The sequence below is a fragment of the Nocardia sp. NPDC050630 genome (assembly GCF_044457245.1).
Lineage (GTDB): Bacteria > Actinomycetota > Actinomycetes > Mycobacteriales > Mycobacteriaceae > Nocardia.
In genome coordinates, this window is sequence record NZ_JBITGN010000002.1 from 131,542 (window position 1) to 147,437 (window position 15,896).

Annotated in this window: 20 protein-coding genes; 7 read left to right on the top strand and 13 right to left on the bottom strand. The window is 65.1% G+C overall.

The annotated features are described in order from the left end of the window. Window positions 1-7: 7 nt before the first annotated feature. Genes ACIBG0_RS08015 through ACIBG0_RS08025 form a run of 3 tightly spaced genes read right to left on the bottom strand, consistent with a single transcriptional unit; the run spans window position 8 to window position 1,357 of the window. Window positions 8-139 (bottom strand): hypothetical protein, encoded by a 132-nt coding sequence (locus ACIBG0_RS08015; protein WP_397030464.1) that lies wholly within the window; start codon window positions 137-139, stop codon window positions 8-10. Next, complete coding sequence (locus ACIBG0_RS08020) at window positions 136-609, bottom strand: NUDIX domain-containing protein (RefSeq protein ID WP_397030466.1); 474 nt, start codon at window positions 607-609, stop codon at window positions 136-138. Before ACIBG0_RS08020 ends, ACIBG0_RS08015 begins: the two co-directional genes overlap by 4 nt. Further along, the gene (locus ACIBG0_RS08025; RefSeq protein WP_397030468.1) at window positions 593-1,357 is read right to left on the bottom strand and encodes a hypothetical protein; all 765 of its coding nucleotides are present in this window, start codon (window positions 1,355-1,357) and stop codon (window positions 593-595) included. The genes ACIBG0_RS08020 and ACIBG0_RS08025 overlap by 17 nt, the downstream gene beginning before the upstream one ends. 171 nt (window positions 1,358-1,528) lie before the next feature. Here ACIBG0_RS08025 and ACIBG0_RS08030 point away from each other — a divergent pair, with 171 nt between their 5' ends. The 3 genes from ACIBG0_RS08030 (at window position 1,529) to ACIBG0_RS08040 (ending at window position 2,613) form a co-directional block, all read left to right on the top strand. Beyond that, entirely contained in the window at window positions 1,529-1,765 is a 237-nt protein-coding gene (locus ACIBG0_RS08030; protein ID WP_397030470.1) for a hypothetical protein, read from the top strand. Beyond that, complete coding sequence (locus ACIBG0_RS08035) at window positions 1,762-1,932, top strand: hypothetical protein (RefSeq protein ID WP_397030472.1); 171 nt, start codon at window positions 1,762-1,764, stop codon at window positions 1,930-1,932. The genes ACIBG0_RS08030 and ACIBG0_RS08035 overlap by 4 nt, the downstream gene beginning before the upstream one ends. Window positions 1,933-2,256: 324 nt before the next feature. Beyond that, a complete protein-coding gene (locus ACIBG0_RS08040) occupies window positions 2,257-2,613 on the top strand; it encodes a hypothetical protein (protein ID WP_397030474.1) in 357 nt (118 codons plus the stop codon). A gap of 47 nt (window positions 2,614-2,660) precedes the next feature. On the opposite strand, the gene ACIBG0_RS08045 is transcribed toward ACIBG0_RS08040, so the two are convergent. The 4 genes from ACIBG0_RS08045 to ACIBG0_RS08060 form a co-directional block, all read right to left on the bottom strand. Further along, the gene (locus ACIBG0_RS08045) at window positions 2,661-2,921 is read right to left on the bottom strand and encodes a hypothetical protein (protein ID WP_397030476.1); all 261 of its coding nucleotides are present in this window, start codon (window positions 2,919-2,921) and stop codon (window positions 2,661-2,663) included. Between the two features lie 21 nt (window positions 2,922-2,942). Then, window positions 2,943-4,364 carry an adenylosuccinate lyase gene (gene purB / locus ACIBG0_RS08050; protein WP_397030478.1) on the bottom strand — a complete coding sequence of 474 codons (1,422 nt, stop codon included), beginning with the start codon at window positions 4,362-4,364 and terminating at the stop codon, window positions 2,943-2,945. Between the two features lie 83 nt (window positions 4,365-4,447). After that, window positions 4,448-5,158 (bottom strand): TetR/AcrR family transcriptional regulator, encoded by a 711-nt coding sequence (locus ACIBG0_RS08055; protein ID WP_397030480.1) that lies wholly within the window; start codon window positions 5,156-5,158, stop codon window positions 4,448-4,450. A gap of 143 nt (window positions 5,159-5,301) precedes the next feature. After that, window positions 5,302-6,468, bottom strand: a complete 1,167-nt coding sequence (locus ACIBG0_RS08060) for a pyridoxal phosphate-dependent aminotransferase (protein ID WP_397030482.1) — start codon at window positions 6,466-6,468, stop codon at window positions 5,302-5,304. Window positions 6,469-6,600: 132 nt separating this feature from the next. Between ACIBG0_RS08060 and ACIBG0_RS08065 the strand changes: the two genes are divergently transcribed. Next, a complete protein-coding gene (locus ACIBG0_RS08065; protein WP_397030484.1) occupies window positions 6,601-7,572 on the top strand; it encodes a M23 family metallopeptidase in 972 nt (323 codons plus the stop codon). A gap of 296 nt (window positions 7,573-7,868) precedes the next feature. Here the strand turns inward: ACIBG0_RS08065 and purD are convergent, their stop codons facing one another. Continuing rightward, window positions 7,869-9,140, bottom strand: a complete 1,272-nt coding sequence (gene purD, locus ACIBG0_RS08070) for a phosphoribosylamine--glycine ligase (RefSeq protein WP_397031169.1) — start codon at window positions 9,138-9,140, stop codon at window positions 7,869-7,871. Window positions 9,141-9,421: 281 nt separating this feature from the next. Here purD and ACIBG0_RS08075 point away from each other — a divergent pair, with 281 nt between their 5' ends. Continuing rightward, window positions 9,422-9,796 carry a PH domain-containing protein gene (locus tag ACIBG0_RS08075; RefSeq protein ID WP_397030486.1) on the top strand — a complete coding sequence of 125 codons (375 nt, stop codon included), beginning with the start codon at window positions 9,422-9,424 and terminating at the stop codon, window positions 9,794-9,796. Between the two features lie 184 nt (window positions 9,797-9,980). Continuing rightward, on the top strand, window positions 9,981-10,406 hold the full coding sequence (locus ACIBG0_RS08080; protein WP_397030488.1) for an HIT family protein: 426 nt from the start codon (window positions 9,981-9,983) through the stop codon (window positions 10,404-10,406). Here ACIBG0_RS08080 and ACIBG0_RS08085 read toward each other — a convergent pair whose 3' ends face one another. The 5 genes from ACIBG0_RS08085 to ACIBG0_RS08105 form a co-directional block, all read right to left on the bottom strand. Then, window positions 10,407-10,589 carry a hypothetical protein gene (locus tag ACIBG0_RS08085; RefSeq protein ID WP_397030489.1) on the bottom strand — a complete coding sequence of 61 codons (183 nt, stop codon included), beginning with the start codon at window positions 10,587-10,589 and terminating at the stop codon, window positions 10,407-10,409. An 81-nt stretch (window positions 10,590-10,670) separates the two neighbouring features. Next, window positions 10,671-12,167 carry a sensor histidine kinase gene (locus ACIBG0_RS08090; RefSeq protein WP_397030490.1) on the bottom strand — a complete coding sequence of 499 codons (1,497 nt, stop codon included), beginning with the start codon at window positions 12,165-12,167 and terminating at the stop codon, window positions 10,671-10,673. After that, window positions 12,164-12,901, bottom strand: a complete 738-nt coding sequence (locus tag ACIBG0_RS08095) for a response regulator transcription factor (RefSeq protein ID WP_397030492.1) — start codon at window positions 12,899-12,901, stop codon at window positions 12,164-12,166. Before ACIBG0_RS08095 ends, ACIBG0_RS08090 begins: the two co-directional genes overlap by 4 nt. A gap of 68 nt (window positions 12,902-12,969) precedes the next feature. Beyond that, on the bottom strand, window positions 12,970-14,547 hold the full coding sequence (locus tag ACIBG0_RS08100) for a trehalose-6-phosphate synthase (RefSeq protein WP_397031171.1): 1,578 nt from the start codon (window positions 14,545-14,547) through the stop codon (window positions 12,970-12,972). An 83-nt stretch (window positions 14,548-14,630) separates the two neighbouring features. After that, complete coding sequence (locus tag ACIBG0_RS08105) at window positions 14,631-14,801, bottom strand: hypothetical protein (RefSeq protein WP_169338030.1); 171 nt, start codon at window positions 14,799-14,801, stop codon at window positions 14,631-14,633. 188 nt (window positions 14,802-14,989) lie between these two features. Between ACIBG0_RS08105 and ACIBG0_RS08110 the strand changes: the two genes are divergently transcribed. Beyond that, window positions 14,990-15,823 carry an alpha/beta fold hydrolase gene (locus tag ACIBG0_RS08110; RefSeq protein ID WP_397030493.1) on the top strand — a complete coding sequence of 278 codons (834 nt, stop codon included), beginning with the start codon at window positions 14,990-14,992 and terminating at the stop codon, window positions 15,821-15,823. Window positions 15,824-15,896 lie beyond the last annotated feature (73 nt).

The following is a 15,896-nucleotide window of genomic DNA, read 5'->3' on the forward strand; positions in this document are numbered from 1 at the left end:
CGGTTCGTCATTCCGGGGACTTGTCGCGCCACCGGTCCAGCGCGGCACCGACCCGCGCGCGGGCAGCCTTGCCGGTTACCGACTGCGCGGCAAGAGTTTCGAGCGCCTTTCGATTAAGTGTTCGCGTTGTGCGTCTCATCCCAGATACGGAGTTGAGCGTTGTTCGGCGTGGTGCTGCAACCGGAGCCGAACCGTCTGGTGTACCGGCAGTGTCTCGAGTTCTTCTAGCCGCAGGAATTTAACTTCCGTTGACTCGGAACTGACTTCGATACGGCCACCGATCACCCTGCCGTAGAACGTGATGTTGAACTCTTGGCGGACCTCGCCGTCTGCGTAAGCGATCACGTGCTGAGGGTCGGTATAGATACCGAGGATCCCGGTGATCTCGATATCCAGTCCGGATTCCTCCTTGGTCTCACGGATCACGCACTGTTCTAGCGTCTCTCCGATCTCCATGATTCCTCCGGGGAACGACCAGTTCCCGGAGTCGCTGCGGCGCTGCATGAGTATCGCGCCGTGTTCATCGACTACCAGTGCCGAACCTCCGGGAACCAAGCTGTTCGGCCGAGGTGCGTTGGGATCTCGGTAGTAGTCACGCCGTGAGCCCATCGGAGTTCACCTCTTGCAGGTACGGGATTACGGTTCCCCAAATCTGTTCGAATTGGTCTTCGAACGATGCGAACAGCCCGTAAGGGGAAAGCTTTCGGAGGTAGAGCGCGGAGTGCTGATAGCCCCTCGCTCGAACCAGGTACGGCGTCACCAACATCAGGTCATCGAACCTGAACACCGAGTTGTACAAATGCGTCGTGTGTAGCCCGATTCGGCACCCGGGAGTCTCGGCAAGGCTGCCGATCATGCTCAGCGCGTTTCGTATCCGTCCCGGCAATGTCCCTTGCATCTGCTCGAGCGCGTCACGCTCGGCTACGTGTGCGGACTCCGGGTCCGCGAAGGCCAGCCGAACACTCGCGCCGTTGCGGCACTTTTCCGCGATCAGATCAGCGGCATCAGGCAACAGTTCAAGGACGAACGGGTAGGCATAACCGATGATGTCGATTCGCTGAGTCGCACTCAGCAGCAACGATGTCCACACTTCGTTAGGCACGTCGGCCCGGTGTGCGTACGCCCCGATGACTTCGGCTGTGGCAGGAGCGCCCGCGCTGATGTCCGGACGAGTCGCAGGCCACAGGCTCGACTCCGATTCGCCGAGCGCGCTCGCCACAGCGGCGCGAGTTCGTTTGTGCGGCACTCGACCCGCTAGCCATCGGTTCACGGTCTTCACATCTACCTTGACCGTCTTCGCGAGTGCGGCGGAGTCGATCTGTGCTCGCAACATCGCCGACTGGAGGCGGTGACTCATACCGAAACGATACCGGGACGTTTCGGCGCTTTGAAGTGTCCGGCGAAACGTCCTTCGCGCAGTTCTAGCGTCCCGGGTCCGCCCATACCGTCTAAATCGGCCCCCGTGGCATGTGACGCCGTACCGGTCACGGGGTGCCTACCAACAGCCGACTACAGGAGTCGAGTCGAGATGGATACCGACAAGCCAACACGATTGTTCGTGTTCCCAGGTGGAGTGTTGGAGGTCACCGACTACGGAGACGACGATTCCGGCGGTGTGTACCTGGAGTTGCTGACTCCAGCCGATCATCTACTACCGCAACGGGTTCCGGGTGCTGCGCAGATAGCCCCGCCGAATAGCCCTGTCGAGGCAGCCGACGCAGAGACGTGCGCCACGGTGCTGCGACTGCTCCGAGACCTGCCGTGATCGCGCTCGGGTGGGTCGTGTGCTTCGGCCTGCCGCTTGTGGTGATGGTCGCAGTGATCGTGTGGCCGGAACGGATTCCGAAGGACCGCACCGTCAGGGAAATCCGCGAACGGATCGAACGCGAGGACACGGGCGCGATGAAGCCCGGCCCGTCACGGGAGTACTGATCGGCTCCCGGCTGGTCAGGCACAAGGAATGAGGAAATCCCTTGCGGTACAACATTTCGCGACTTGCCTTCGTCGTTGCAGCCGCTACTGCCGTGCTGGTGCTGGTGACCTCCCCAGCATCGGCAATCACGATCGAAATGTGCGAGCAGTCGGGCGGGATAGTGGTCCGCTGCGCTGAGCAACCGGTGACCAGGGAGGACAAGGTGATGTGTCCGACACCGGGGAAGACCATCCGGATTTGGTGCGTCGGAGGCCGCGAATACAACGGGTGGGAAATATTCGAGTCCAGCGGCAATAGCCGCTACGGCCGATAAGGTGTCGGCCATGGCCGAACACCAGTCGGTAACCACGATCACTGGGGCAAACGCCAGCGTCATCGCTGCGTTGCGCCGCGCCGCCGAGATAGCAGCAGAGCAAGGGCATGGGGACGTGATTTGCTGGGAGGATCTGTTGCTCGCACTGCTCGATACGGCCGACGCTCCACCCTCACCGCTCGAATACCATTGGAAACAACGAGGTTTCGACGCATTGACGCTTGACGGACTTCGAGACCTTGCAAGGTCCATCGTCCCAGGTGGCCCGGGGTCTGATGGTGACGCGGCGGAACCGGCAACGGTCACGTTCGAAGTCACAGGGCCGTACGCCGAGGAGTTTCGGGTGGTGGCCGAGCGTCGTCAGTGAACGGGCTGGAGCCCTCGTTGCCTGAAAACTCGAGGGCTCCGGCAAAGTTACTGCCCCGGCGTGTTCGGCACGGTCCGTTGGAGGATCTGTGCCGCCTTTTCCGTAACCCGCCCACCTGCGCGACCGGGAACCGACGTCAACATGCCCTCTTTCCGAGCCCGCTCGAGGTGCTGGAGCACCGCACACGATGAGCGGCCGATCATGTCCCCGAGCGTGCCCGAGACGTTCCGCACATCATCGTCCTCATACACCCGGCTGGCCTCGGCCCGCCCAGCCACAATGTCCCCGAAGATCGTGTACGGATTCACTGGACCACTATGGCCGGTCGGCTAGAGGATCGGGGACGGGGTGTAGCGAGCGGCGTCCGGGTACCGGTCAACGAGCTTCTGGACGGCGGCCACCACATCCGAAATCTGAGCTTCCGCCGCGCCGATGAAGGCGGACTTGTCGGCCAGGGCGGCATCCAATTCGGCGCGATTCAACGGGAAGCGGGAGTCGGCGGCTAGGCGGTCCAGCAGATCGGGTTCACGGCCCTGCTCGCGCATGGCGAGGGCGACGGCTACCGCGTGTTCCTTGATGACCTCATGGGCGGTCTCGCGGCCGACACCGGCGCGCACGGCGGCGATGAGCATGCGGGTGGTGGCGAGGAAGGGCAGGTAGCGGTCGAGTTCGCGAGCGATGACGGCGGGGTAGGCGCCGAATTCGGTGAGCACGGTGAGGAAGGTTTCGATCATGCCGTCGATGGCGAAGAAGGCGTCCGGCAGCGCGACCCGACGCACTACCGAGCAGAACACATCGCCCTCATTCCATTGCGCGCCAGCGAGTTCGGCGGCCATCGAGGCGTAACCGCGCAGCACCACCTGCAGGCCGTTGACGCGCTCGCAGGAGCGGGTGTTCATCTTGTGCGGCATGGCGGAGCTGCCGACCTGCCCGGGCTGGAAGCCCTCGGTGACCAGCTCATGGCCCGCCATCAGGCGAATGGTGTGCGCGAACGACGACGGACCCGCACCGACCTGAACGAGCGCCGACAGCACATCGTGATCGAGCGAGCGCGGATACACCTGTCCGACACTGGTCAGCACATTCGCGAAGCCGAGATGCCGCGCGACCTGTTGCTCCAGCGTCGCCAGCTTGGCCGAATCGCCGCCGAGCAGGTCGAGCATGTCCTGCGCGGTGCCCATCGGGCCCTTGATACCGCGCAGCGGGTAGCGGTCGATGAGCTCACGCAGGCGGGTCAGCGCGATGAGCAGCTCGTCGGCGGCGGAGGCGAACCGCTTGCCGAGCGTGGTGGCCTGGGCTGCGACATTGTGCGAACGGCCCGCCATAACCAGCGTGTGGTACTCGGCGGCCCGCTCGGCCAGCCGCGCCACCACCGCGACACCGTGCGCATGCACATGCTCGAGCGAGAGCCGGATCTGCAGCTGCTCGACATTCTCGGTGAGATCGCGGCTGGTCATGCCCTTGTGCACATGCTCATGCCCGGCCAGCGCGTTGAATTCCTCGATGCGCGCCTTCACGTCATGGCGGGTGACCCGCTCACGCTCGGCGATCGAGGCCGGATCCACCTGATCGATGACCCGCTCGTAATCGTCGATGACACCCGCAGGCAGGTCGATGCCGAGTTCGGACTGCGCCCGCAACACCTCCAGCCACAGCCGCCGCTCGAGCACGATCTTGTTCTCGGGCGACCAGAGATGCACCAACTCGGGGCTGGCGTATCGAGTGGCAAGGACGTTCGGGACGAGGCTCACGACTGTGCCTCGCTGGCGCTCGGCTCCGTCGTACGCCTAGGCGCTGTACCTTTGGTTCGCTCGCTGCGCTCTCTCACGTCTTGTCAGTCTAGTGTCCGAAACCTGTCGACCTGCTGCGGCGTCTGTATCTGATGTGGTGCGAGCGGGCCCTCCGTGGTTACGCGAGCTACCGCCTCCGGGCCTGACGCTCGCACCGGGGGCGCGACGATATCGATGACCTCGAGCAATGCCCCGCGCGCCATTCGCCTTGGCTCCGGGTCCATTTCGCTCAGCGCCGCGACCACGGCACCGTCGACCACCGCGACCATCCTGCGCAACTGCTCGGGCCGGACCGCCCGATCGGAGCGGCGCAACACATCGGCGAGCAGCTCGTCCAGCTGCGCCCGCAGTCGCAGCTGTACTTCACGCAGTTCCGGATGCCGCGCCGAGGCCACCGAACGTTCATAGCGTGCGATGAGCTGTCCGCGTGCGCCCTCGTCGTTTCCGTCCGACCCCACCAACAGGTCCAACACCAGATCGACGGTCGCCTCCGCGCCGCGTCTGCGGTGGCTCACCTCGCCGACCCGACGCCGCATCGCGTCCAGTTCCACATTGCCGCTGAATTCGACCGCGCGCGCGATCAAATCATCGAGCGACTCGAAGTAATACGTCGTCGACGCCAGCGGAAGGTCGGCGCGCGTCGCGACCGAGCGATGCCGCACCGCATCGAATCCGCCTTCGAGTAACAACTCGGCGGCGGCCGCTACCAAAGCCTGGCGACGCCGTTCGCCTTTCGGGGTCGTCGCGGTTATCACCGTGCCATCGTGCCAGTCATCATCAGTTCATCCGTGCGAAATCAGAGAGGAAACCCAGAGAGTGAAAACCCAGCCATCGTTGTTTTACCGCATCTGCTCGTTCAGGGTGTCGAACTGTGCAAACTCGTTGTCGGACAGGATGATCAACAACGCAGGTAGTGACCCAGCCGAACGAGTGCCGCCTCGATGTCGGCGGTAGCTCCGGCAAAGGAGAACCGTACCGTCCGGTGCCCCGCCGCGGTATCGAAGTCGATTCCGGGCGCGAGGGCGACTCCGGTGTGATCGAGCACCTCGGCACACCATTTGCGGGAATCATCGGTGAGATGGCCGATATCGGCGTAGGCGTAGAAGGCGCCGTCGGCCGGAGCCAGCTCGGTGATGCCGAGTTTCGGCAGACCCTCCAGCAGCAGTTGCCGATTCACCGCGTAGCGGCGGACGTGGCCGTCGAGTTCCTCCTTGGCCTCGGCGCCGAAGGCGTGCAGCGCCGCGAACTGCGAGACCGCGGGTGGACACACGGTCATATTCGACGCCAGCCGCTGCAGCGCGGGCCGCAAACCGGTCGGCGCCAGCATCCAGCCGAGCCGCCAGCCGGTCATCGAAAAGTACTTCGAGACCGAACCGATGACCACGGATTCGCGCGAGGTCTCCCAGGACGATGACGTCCGGCCGACGCTGACGCCCTGGTAGGTGATGCCGTGGTAGATCTCGTCGGAGATCAGTAGGGTGCCGTGCGCATCGCACCAGCGGGCCAGTGCGGCGAGTTCAGCCGGATCGATCATGGTGCCGGTCGGGTTGGCCGGACTGGCCACGATAAGGCCCGCGGGCGGTTGCGGGAGCGCTTCCAGCATGGCGACCGTCGGCTGGAATCGGGTCTGGGCACCGCAATCGAGTTCGACCACACGACAACCCAGCGCGGTCAGGGTGTTGCGGTAGGCCGGATATCCGGGCCTGGCCACCACGACGGTATCCCCGGCATCGAATGCGGCCAGGAAGATGAGGGTGAACGCGCCGGACGATCCGGTCGTCACCACGACGTCATCGGGCTCGACGGCGTATCCGTAGGTATCGCGGTGGTGTTCGGCAATCGCTTCGCGCAGCGGCAGCACGCCGAATGTCTCTGTGTAACCGAGCAATTCGGAATCGATCGCCGTCTTCGTCGCGCGCAGCACCGGTGTGGGTGCTGGCGTCGAGGGCTGCCCGGCCGCCAGCACCAGCACATCGCCGTGCGTCCTGGCCCTTTCCGCGGCAGCTTTCCAGACATCCATCACGTAGAAAGGTGGAATGGTCGACCGGCGAGATTCTCTGGACACCCGACGTACGGTAGACCTTCCCGAACATCGGGTGGGCGCCGATGCTCGGCTTTCGTCGACAGGTATCGAAATGCGACCCACCGCGCGGTTCGGCAGGTGCGCGGCATGCGGCACGGGTTATGGTCGGCGTTAATGCTTGACAAGGCTCGCCGGGCGCGGCTGGACCGAGTACCCGGGGTGGGTGGCATCGGTGTCATTCCCCCCGATTGGCGTGCCGAGTTGCGCAAGCGGCGCGAGTCCGAGTTGGGCGGGCGGGCGCGTGAAGTGCTCGGCGAGTGCAAGCAAGGCCTGGTCTGGCTGCGTCGGCAACCACCGCCCGACCTGCGTGCACTGTGGGAGGACCGGCCCAAACTCGACTACCGCGCGTTAGTGCGCAAGCACCGGATTCTGATCGTCGGAGTCTGTGTCACCGCGGTATTCGCCGCCGCCGATTCCTCGTTCGATTGGGGCGTCACGGATCGCACCCCGAGCCCGGACGAGACCCAACGCGTCGCCTTCGCCTATCCACAGCAGATGCAGTCGACACCGCCGTCGGTGAAGCGCTATCTGAACGCCATTGCCAACGGTGAGCGCATCCGTGAGCAGGAGGTCGTCGCGGCCGCGGCCCGCGCGACGCTGGAACGCGCCAAGGCCGAGGCGGCCGCGGCCGTGTCCGGTGAATATCAGCCGTGGATGGCGGGCAGCGCGCCGACCACCGCCGGGTCGGTGCTGCCCGGCATCACCGGCATGGTTTTGCCGGCGCGCGGCACCTTCACGTCCGGATTCGGCTCGCGCTGGGGCACTTTCCACAACGGCATCGATATAGCAGGACCGATCGGCACACCGATTTATGCCGTCGCCAGCGGGACCGTCATCGATGCGGGTCCCGCGCAAGGCTTCGGGCTATGGGTGCGGATCCGGCACGATGACGGCAGCATCACCGTCTACGGGCATATGTACGACTTCTTCGTCTCCGTCGGCGAACGTGTCCCGGCGGGGATGCAGATCGCCCGCATGGGTAACCGCGGTGATTCCACGGGGCCGCATCTGCACTTCGAGGTGATTGTCAACGGACAACACGTCGACCCACAGCAGTGGTTGGCACTGCACGGACTCAGTGTTTAATGGCCGCGCCTGCGGCGCGGCGTGTTCGCGGCCCCCTAGTGTCTCGCGTCCGAGCCGTCGAGACTCGCGCCTTCGGCGCATGCGCTTCGACGGCTCGGACGCGAGACGGACCGCGAACGGGTCGCTCGTAAGACTCGCTCCGTGGTGGTCAGTGCGGGCGGGGCGTTCAACACCTCAGGCACGCATGCTCAAAGGTCGAATCCCGAGCGCGCGGCGCATACGCTTCGACGACTCGCACGCGAGACGGGCCACTCGTATAACTCACTCCGTTGGGTCACCAGTGCGAGTCATATACGTCAAACGCTAATGCGATCCTCGACTGCGGCGAGGCCGATGTCGGTGCGGAAGTGGCTGCCTGGCAGCTTGATCGAGGCGATGCGGTCGTAGGCGTGCGTGCGGGCGTCGGCAAGATCCGCGCCGATGCCGACGACGCTGAGCACACGACCGCCCGCGGAGACCAGCGCCCCGTCCTCGCGCAGTGCGGTTCCCGCGTGCAGCACAGCGGACGAGTCGTCGGTAGTGCCCTCGTCCGCTCCGGTGATCACATCACCGACGCGGGGGTGACCCGGGTAGTTCTCGGCGGCGATTACCACCGTGACGGCCGAACCGTCGCGCCAACGCGGCGCGGCGACCTCGGCGAGCGTGCCGGTCGCGGTGGCGTTCAGCAACTCGCCGAGCGGACTCTCCAGCAGCGCGAGCACGGCCTGGGTCTCCGGATCGCCGAAGCGACAATTGAATTCGACGACGGCGGGTCCGTCGGCACCGATCGCCAGACCCGCGTAGAGCAGGCCCGAGAAACCGCAGCCACGCCGCACCAATTCCGCCGCGACGGGCTGCACGACATCCTCGACGATCGCGGTGACCGTCTCCTGCGGCAACCACGGCAGCGGGGTGTACGCGCCCATACCACCGGTATTCGGCCCGGTATCACCGTCGCCGACGCGCTTGTGGTCCTGCGCGGGCAGCAACGGCACCACGGTCTCGCCGTCGACCAGACAGAACAGCGAAACCTCTGGCCCGTCCAAGAAGGATTCCAGCAGCACCGGATGGCCCTGCTCGAGCAGTTCGGCACCGTGGTCGCGGGCCGCAAGCCGGTCGGCGGTCACCACCACACCCTTGCCCGCGGCCAGGCCGTCATCCTTGACCACCCAGGTCGGGCCGAACCGGTCCAGTGCCGCGTCGAGTTCAGCGGGGTTGTCCACGATCTCGCTGTGCGCGGTGCGGACCCCGGCGGCGGTCATGACGTCCTTGGCGAAGGCCTTCGAACCCTCGATGCGCGCGGCCGCGGCCGACGGACCGAAGCACGCGATACCCGCGGCCCGGACCGCATCGGCGACGCCGAGCACCAGCGGCACCTCGGGTCCGATCACCACCAGGTCGGCGTCCAGCTCGGTTGCCAGGGCGACAACCGCCTCCGCGGAGGACTGATCGACCGCTCTGACCTGCGCGCACTGGGCGATACCCGCATTGCCCGGCGCCGCGAACAACGCGGTCACCGCGGGGTCCCGGCGCAGGGCCAGGACGAGGGCATGTTCACGGGCTCCGGAACCGATAACGAGTACGCGCACGGGCAACAGCTTAGGGTGTGCCGAACTCGCCCCGACCAGTAGTCCGTGCACCCGATACTCGGGGTTCATCGGCCGTACACCGCACACCCGCCGATCCCGGCAGGGCGATACCGATTACTGCCGCGGCCCACCCCGATAACCACTGGGGGCGGGTAAGCGATGACCGATTTCGTAAGCACATGGGGCACGCCCAAAAGCCGACCGCCCGGTTACCGCCGGCCCGTATTGTGGGTATCGAGGCACCGGACGACCGGCAAATACGCGGAGAGGCGGGGGAGTCTATGGGTCTGATCGACGGACTGATGGGCAATGCCGGGCGGATCGATCCCGGTAAGGCGCAAGAGGAATACGCGAGACTGATGGGCGGCGGTGAACAGGTCTATGCCGCTTATCTCCTTGTCCGTGATGCGATTCTGTTCACCAACAGGCGGCTCATCCTGGTCGACAAGCAGGGTGTCACCGGCCGCAAGGTGAGCTATCACAGCATCCCCTACCGCGCCATCACCCACTTCTCGGTGGAAACCGCGGGCACCTTCGACCTCGATGCCGAACTCTGCATCTGGATCTCCGGCACCCACGAACCGGTGCAGAAGCGATTCAACCGCCAGGTCGACATCTACGAAGTGCAGAGCATCCTGTCCCACTACGTCGCCTGACCACTGACCCACGGGTGATCACCTGGACCAGGTCAGCAGCAATTCGAGAAACTGGCTCGATGCCACCGATGGTGACGAAGGCCGCCTCCGAGATGCCGTTCGTTGTCTCGATCCGCGGCGCCCGAGCATTGATCTGGCGGTGGGTGAGCAGACCTGCGGGAGCGCTCGGCGTAGCCTGCGGTGCATGGCTTCTGTTTTCAGCGCGATCATCGAGGGCCAGCTGCCGGGCCGTTTCGTCTGGGAGGACGACGAATTCGTCGCATTCCTCACCATCGCCCCGGTGACGCAAGGGCACACACTGGTGGTCCCCCGCAAGGAGATCGATCAGTGGCAGGACGTCGACGCCGACACCTTCGCGCGGCTCAACGGCGTCGCCCAGAAGATCGGCCGAGCGGTCCGCCAGGCCTGGGACGCCCCGCGCGCCGGCCTACTCATCGCCGGCCTGGAAGTCCCCCACCTGCACGTCCACGTCTTCCCCGCCTTCACCATGGGCAACTTCGACATCTCCGGCGCCAACCCCCACCCCACCCCCGAATCCCTCGACGAAGCCCAAACCAAAATCAAGTCCGCCCTCCGCGACCTGGGCTACGGATCCAACGTTCCCGATTGATCAGGCGTCGCTGCGGTGCGCCGGGTGGGTCGACCAGGCCGTATAGGTGTCGCGGAAAGCCTCGCAGACGGTCGCCGCATCCGGGCAAGTCGAGTTCGCCGAACCCGACACCGACATGATTTCGGCGATCGCGGCGGCGATGCGCGCGTCGATCGACAAAGAGCCGGTGTCGGTCGAAGACACCGAGATCCGATGAGCGGCGAATGGATCGTGCTGGTATGTCGTCGTGATCGGACTGCCCTTGGCCGTCGGCAGTGCGGTCGCTCAGCGATTTTCGCGGGGGAGGCGGACGGTGAAGGTGGTGCCTTCGCCCTCGGCGCTTTCGACACTCACTGTGCCGTTGTGGGCGTCGACCAGGGCTTGGACGATGGACAGGCCGAGGCCGGTGCCGCCGCTGGCGCGGGTGCGGGAGGTGTCGGTGCGGTAGAAGCGTTCGAATATGCGGTCGGCTTCCTCGGGCGGTAGTCCCTGACCGGTATCGGCGACTTCGAGCAGGACCTCGTCTTCGGTTGGGGTCAGCCGGACCGTGACGTCGGCGTCTGGCGGAGTATGTGTGAGGGCGTTGTTCAGCAGGTTGGCAAGTATCTGACGCAGTCGCGCTTCGTCGCCGACCACTTCCAATGTCCCTGTGCCTGAACGGATCTCCAGTTCGACAGCGCGGTGCGGACCGTCATCGCTATTGGCCGCGGCGACGGCGCGGGCGCTGTGCACGGCGTCGCTGGCAAGGGCGAGCAAGTCGACCTGCCCCCGTTCCAATGGGCGCTGCGCATCCAATCGGGCCAGCATCAACAGATCCTCGACGAGCAGGCCCATGCGCTGGGCCTCGTGTTCGATGCGGTCCATGAACATGGCCGGATCCGCGGTCGCGCCCTGCCGGTACAGTTCCGCGAAGCCACTGATGGTGGTTAGTGGGGTGCGCAGCTCATGACTCGCATCGGCGATGAAGCGACGCATCTTCGCCTCGGAGCGCCGGGCCGCCGACTCGGACGCTTCTGTCGCGGCGAAGGCCCGCTGGATCTGGGCGAGCATGCCGTTGAGCGATTGGGACAGCCGGTCGACCTCGGTATTAGTGCCGCGCACCGGAACTCGGCGATGCAGATCCCCGGCGGCAATGGCGGCGGCGGTCTTCTCGACCGCGCGCAGCGGCCGCAGACTGCGTCGGATTACGAAGTAGGCGAGCACCGCCAGCGCGCCGAGCACCGCGGCGCCGACCATGAGCTGCAACATGATCAGTCGATTGGCAGTGTCGATATTCTCAGTGAGCGGTATCGCGACCGTCGTCGTCGTATCGGGCGAAACCGCCGTCATGGTCCGCCATTTGACCGTCGAGCCGTTCTTGGAACCGATGGTCACCGGTTTGGTGAGTACCTTGCTGCCCGGCGGATCCGTGCTCGGCCGCGTATCGGTCAACCGTGGCAACTCGGGTTCGGCCTCCTCATTGAACGGCCTGGTCTCGAGATAAACGGTGCCGTTGCCGCCGGGGGTCGGCTCGATGCGGACATAGAAGGTGCTCGACGGATGCGGCGGATTCGAAGGAGTCGGCGGCCGCGGCCGCGACCACGCCATCACCGCATCGCGAAGCTGCTGATCGGTGCGGTGCAGCAGCGAATTCTCCAGCGCCGAGGTGACGACCATGCCCGAGGCGAACAGTCCGAGCGCGCAGAGCAGCACCAGCGCGAGCACCAGCGTCACCCGCAGCGGAATCGCCGAAGTAGCGCGGGCCAGTTTGCGACGGGTCCGTTCGATTCGAGAGGTGATCATTTCTCGGACTGGCGCATGCGATTCGGCGCGCGCATCACATAGCCAACGCCACGCAACGTGTGAATCAAACGCTGATCGCCCGTGTCGACCTTCTTACGCAGATACGAGACATACGTTTCGACCACGCCGACCTCACCCCCGAAGTCGTAGCGCCACACATGATCCAGGATGCGCGGCTTACTCAACACCGTCCCGGCATTGACCATGAAATACCGCAGCAGGGTGAATTCGGTGGGCGACAACGCAACCGGCACGCCCGCCTTCCACACCTCGTGCGTGTCATCGTCGAGTTCGATGTCCTCGAACCGAATTCGCGAACTCTCGCGCTGCGGTGCGGTATGCCCGAACCGGCGCAAGACAACTCGCAGCCGGGCCACCACTTCCTCGAGGCTGAACGGTTTGGTGATGTAGTCGTCGGCGCCGAGGGTGAGTCCGGCGACCTTGTCCTGCACGTCGTCGCGCGCGGTCAGGAACAGCACCGGCGCGTCGATGCCGTCGGCGCGCAGTCGGCGCAGCAGCCCGAAGCCGTCCATGCCGGGCATCATCACATCGACGATCAGCGCCTGCGGTCGGAAGGTGCGCGCCTTGTCCAGTGCCTGTGCCCCGTCGATCGCAGTGTCGACCGCGAACCCCTGATAACGCAGGCTCACCGACAGCAGCTCCACGATCATGGGTTCGTCGTCCACCACCAGTACCCGGGCCTCGGGCGTGGACTCCGCAGGCGCACCACTCATTGCTTCATAATCCGGCAATCGACTGGGAACTGCCTGGACCTTCCCTGGGTGATTCCTGTGAGGTGGCGTCAGCGACGGGGAGCTCGCGACTCCGGGTACACATCGTCGTCGGTCAGCAGTGCGCTGCCCGCGACCTGGTCCTGCGCCAGCGCTTCCAGGAACGACCGCGCCCAGCGATCCACGTCATGCGCGAGCACCTGACGGCGCAGGGAGCGCATTCGGCGACGACGCGTATCGCGGTCGTCCTCCAGCGCGGAGATGACGGCATCCTTGACGCTGTTCAGATCGTGCGGGTTGCACAAATACGCTTGGCGCAATTCGGCTGCGGCACCGGTGAATTCGCTCAATACCAACGCTCCGTTGAGACCGCTGTGACAGGCGACGTATTCCTTGGCGACCAGGTTCATCCCGTCGCGCAACGGAGTCACCAGCATGACGTCGGCGGCCACGAAGAAGGCGACGAGTTCGTCGCGCGCGATCGGCCGGTGCAGATAGTGCACGACCGGATACCCGACCCTGGCGAATTCGCCGTTGATCCGGCCGACCTGGCGCTCGATATCGCCGCGCATCTGGATATAGCTCTCCACCCGCTCACGGCTCGGGGTGGCCAGCTGCACCATGACGGTATCGGCCGGATCCAGCCTGCCCTCCAGCAGCAATTCCTCGAGCGCGGCGAGACGGATATCGATGCCCTTGGTGTAGTCCAAACGGTCGACGCCGAGCAGGATATTTTTCGGATTGCCGAGTTCGGCACGGATTTTCGCGGCCCGTTCCCGGACCGAGCGGCGGCGCGAATGCTCGTCGAGTTCGGCCGAGGCGATCGAAATCGGGAACGCGCCCACCCGGACCGTGCGGAAACCCACCTGCACCACGCCGAGCTTGGAGCGCACACCGACAGTGCCGCGCGAAGTGGGCTGCCCGGCCAGTCTGCGAGCCAGGTAGAGGAAGTTCTGCGCGCCGCCGGGCAGGTGGAAGCCGATCAGGTCGGCGCCGAGCAGACCCTCGATGATTTCGGTCCGCCACGGCATCTGCATGAACAGCTCGACCGGTGGGAACGGAATGTGCAGGAAGAATCCGATGGTGAGATCGGGCCGCAGCATGCGCAGCATCTTCGGCACCAATTGCAATTGATAGTCCTGCACCCAGACGGTCGCGCCCTCGGCCGCGACCTTCGCGGTCGCCTCGGCGAAACGCCGGTTCACCGTGACATAGGCGGCCCACCAGGCCCGGTCGTAGACCGGGCGCACAATCACATCGTGGTACAGCGGCCACAGCGTGCCGTTGGAGAAGCCCTCGTAATACTCGGAGACTTCCTCCGCCGATAGCGGCACCGGATGCAGTTCGAGGCCGTCCTCGATAATCGGATCGATATCCACATCCGGAACACCGGCCCAGCCGACCCAGGACCCCTTGTTATTGCGGAGTACCGGCTCCAGCGCGGTCACCAGACCACCCGGGCTGCGCTTCCAGCGGGTGGAACCGTCGGGCAGTTTCTCCAGGTCGACCGGCAGCCGGTTGGCGACGACGACGAAGCCGGAACCGGCCCCGTTCATGTCGGCGAGGACGGAGGGGACCACCGTGGTGTCGGGTTCGGATGGGGGCTCTAGAAAGGCGTGTTCGGAGTCGTCGGACGGCTGTTGGGTCATCTGGTCCACTCACGCATCCTTTGCGCGTCGCTGTTCCCGTTGAAGTTATGAGATAGTCGACGGCCCCGTTGACGTCGAGGTGGTTACTCGCCCCGAGAGTTAGGCCCGATGCCCAGCATCGACAGCAGCATCCGGCATTCGTCCGCATCCTCCGCGTAGGCCGCGACAACGCGCTGCGCCTGACGGGCGGTCTCGTCGGCGAGTGGTTCCAGATCGTCGTCCGCGATGTCGTTCGCGCTGCTCTTCGCGGCCATCTTCTTGTCCTCCCGGCTCAGTACGCTCGTACGTGCGAATAGTCAATGGTATCTGGCCACCGTCCAGGTGTGCCGCACCTGGATGCGGGTGACCTAGGACACGTTCGGCGTCATACCCTTCGCTTGTTCATCGAAAACCGAGGCCCTATACCTTGGGAACGCAGCACCAACTCCACGAAAGGGTCGATATGCCACTGGCCACGGTGAACGGAATTTCACTCAACTACCAGGTCAAGGGCGACCGAGCCAAGGGCACGGAGGCGAAGGGCGCGGGTCCGCTGGTCGTCATGATCATGGGTACCGGCAGCCCGGGCAGGGTCTGGGAGTTGCATCAGGTCCCGGCGCTGGTCAAGGCGGGATATCGGGTCTGCACCTTCGACAATCGCGGCATCAAACCGTCCTATGAGGCGGCTGAGGGGATGACCATCGATCAGCTGGTCGGCGATACCGCCGGACTCATCGAACTGCTCGACGAGGGTCCGGCACTGGTGGTCGGCACGTCGATGGGCGCGCGGGTGGCTCAGGAACTCGCGCTGGCGCGTCCGGAATTGGTGCGCAAGGCCGTATTCATGGCCGGGCACGGCCGCCTCGACCAGTTCCAGAAGACGCTTTCGCTCGGCGAACACGAACTCGACGCCAGTGGGGTCACCCTGCCCGCGAAGTATGAGGCCGCGGTGACCGCGGTGATGAATATGTCGCCAGCGACCATGGCCGATCCGAACGCCGCGCGGGACTGGCTCGATCTGTTCGAATTCACCGGTGGTGCGGTGACGCCCGGCATCCGCGCCCAGCGCCGGATGGACCACGATTTCGACCGGGTGCAGGCCTACCGCGGCATCAAGGTGCCGTGCCTGGCCATCGGATTCGCCGACGATCGGATGATTCCGCCGTATCTGTCCAGGGAGGTTGCCGAGGTCATCCCCGGTGCGCGTTACCTGGAAGTTCCTGATGCGGGGCACTATGGCTATCTCGAACGTCCAGAAGCGGTGAACAAGATCCTGCTCGATTTCTTCGCGGCCTGAGGTAACCGCCTACGCGTAACGTCTGCCTTGCTAGGGTCGACACAACGCTCGGGGATCTTCCGACGCTCGACAG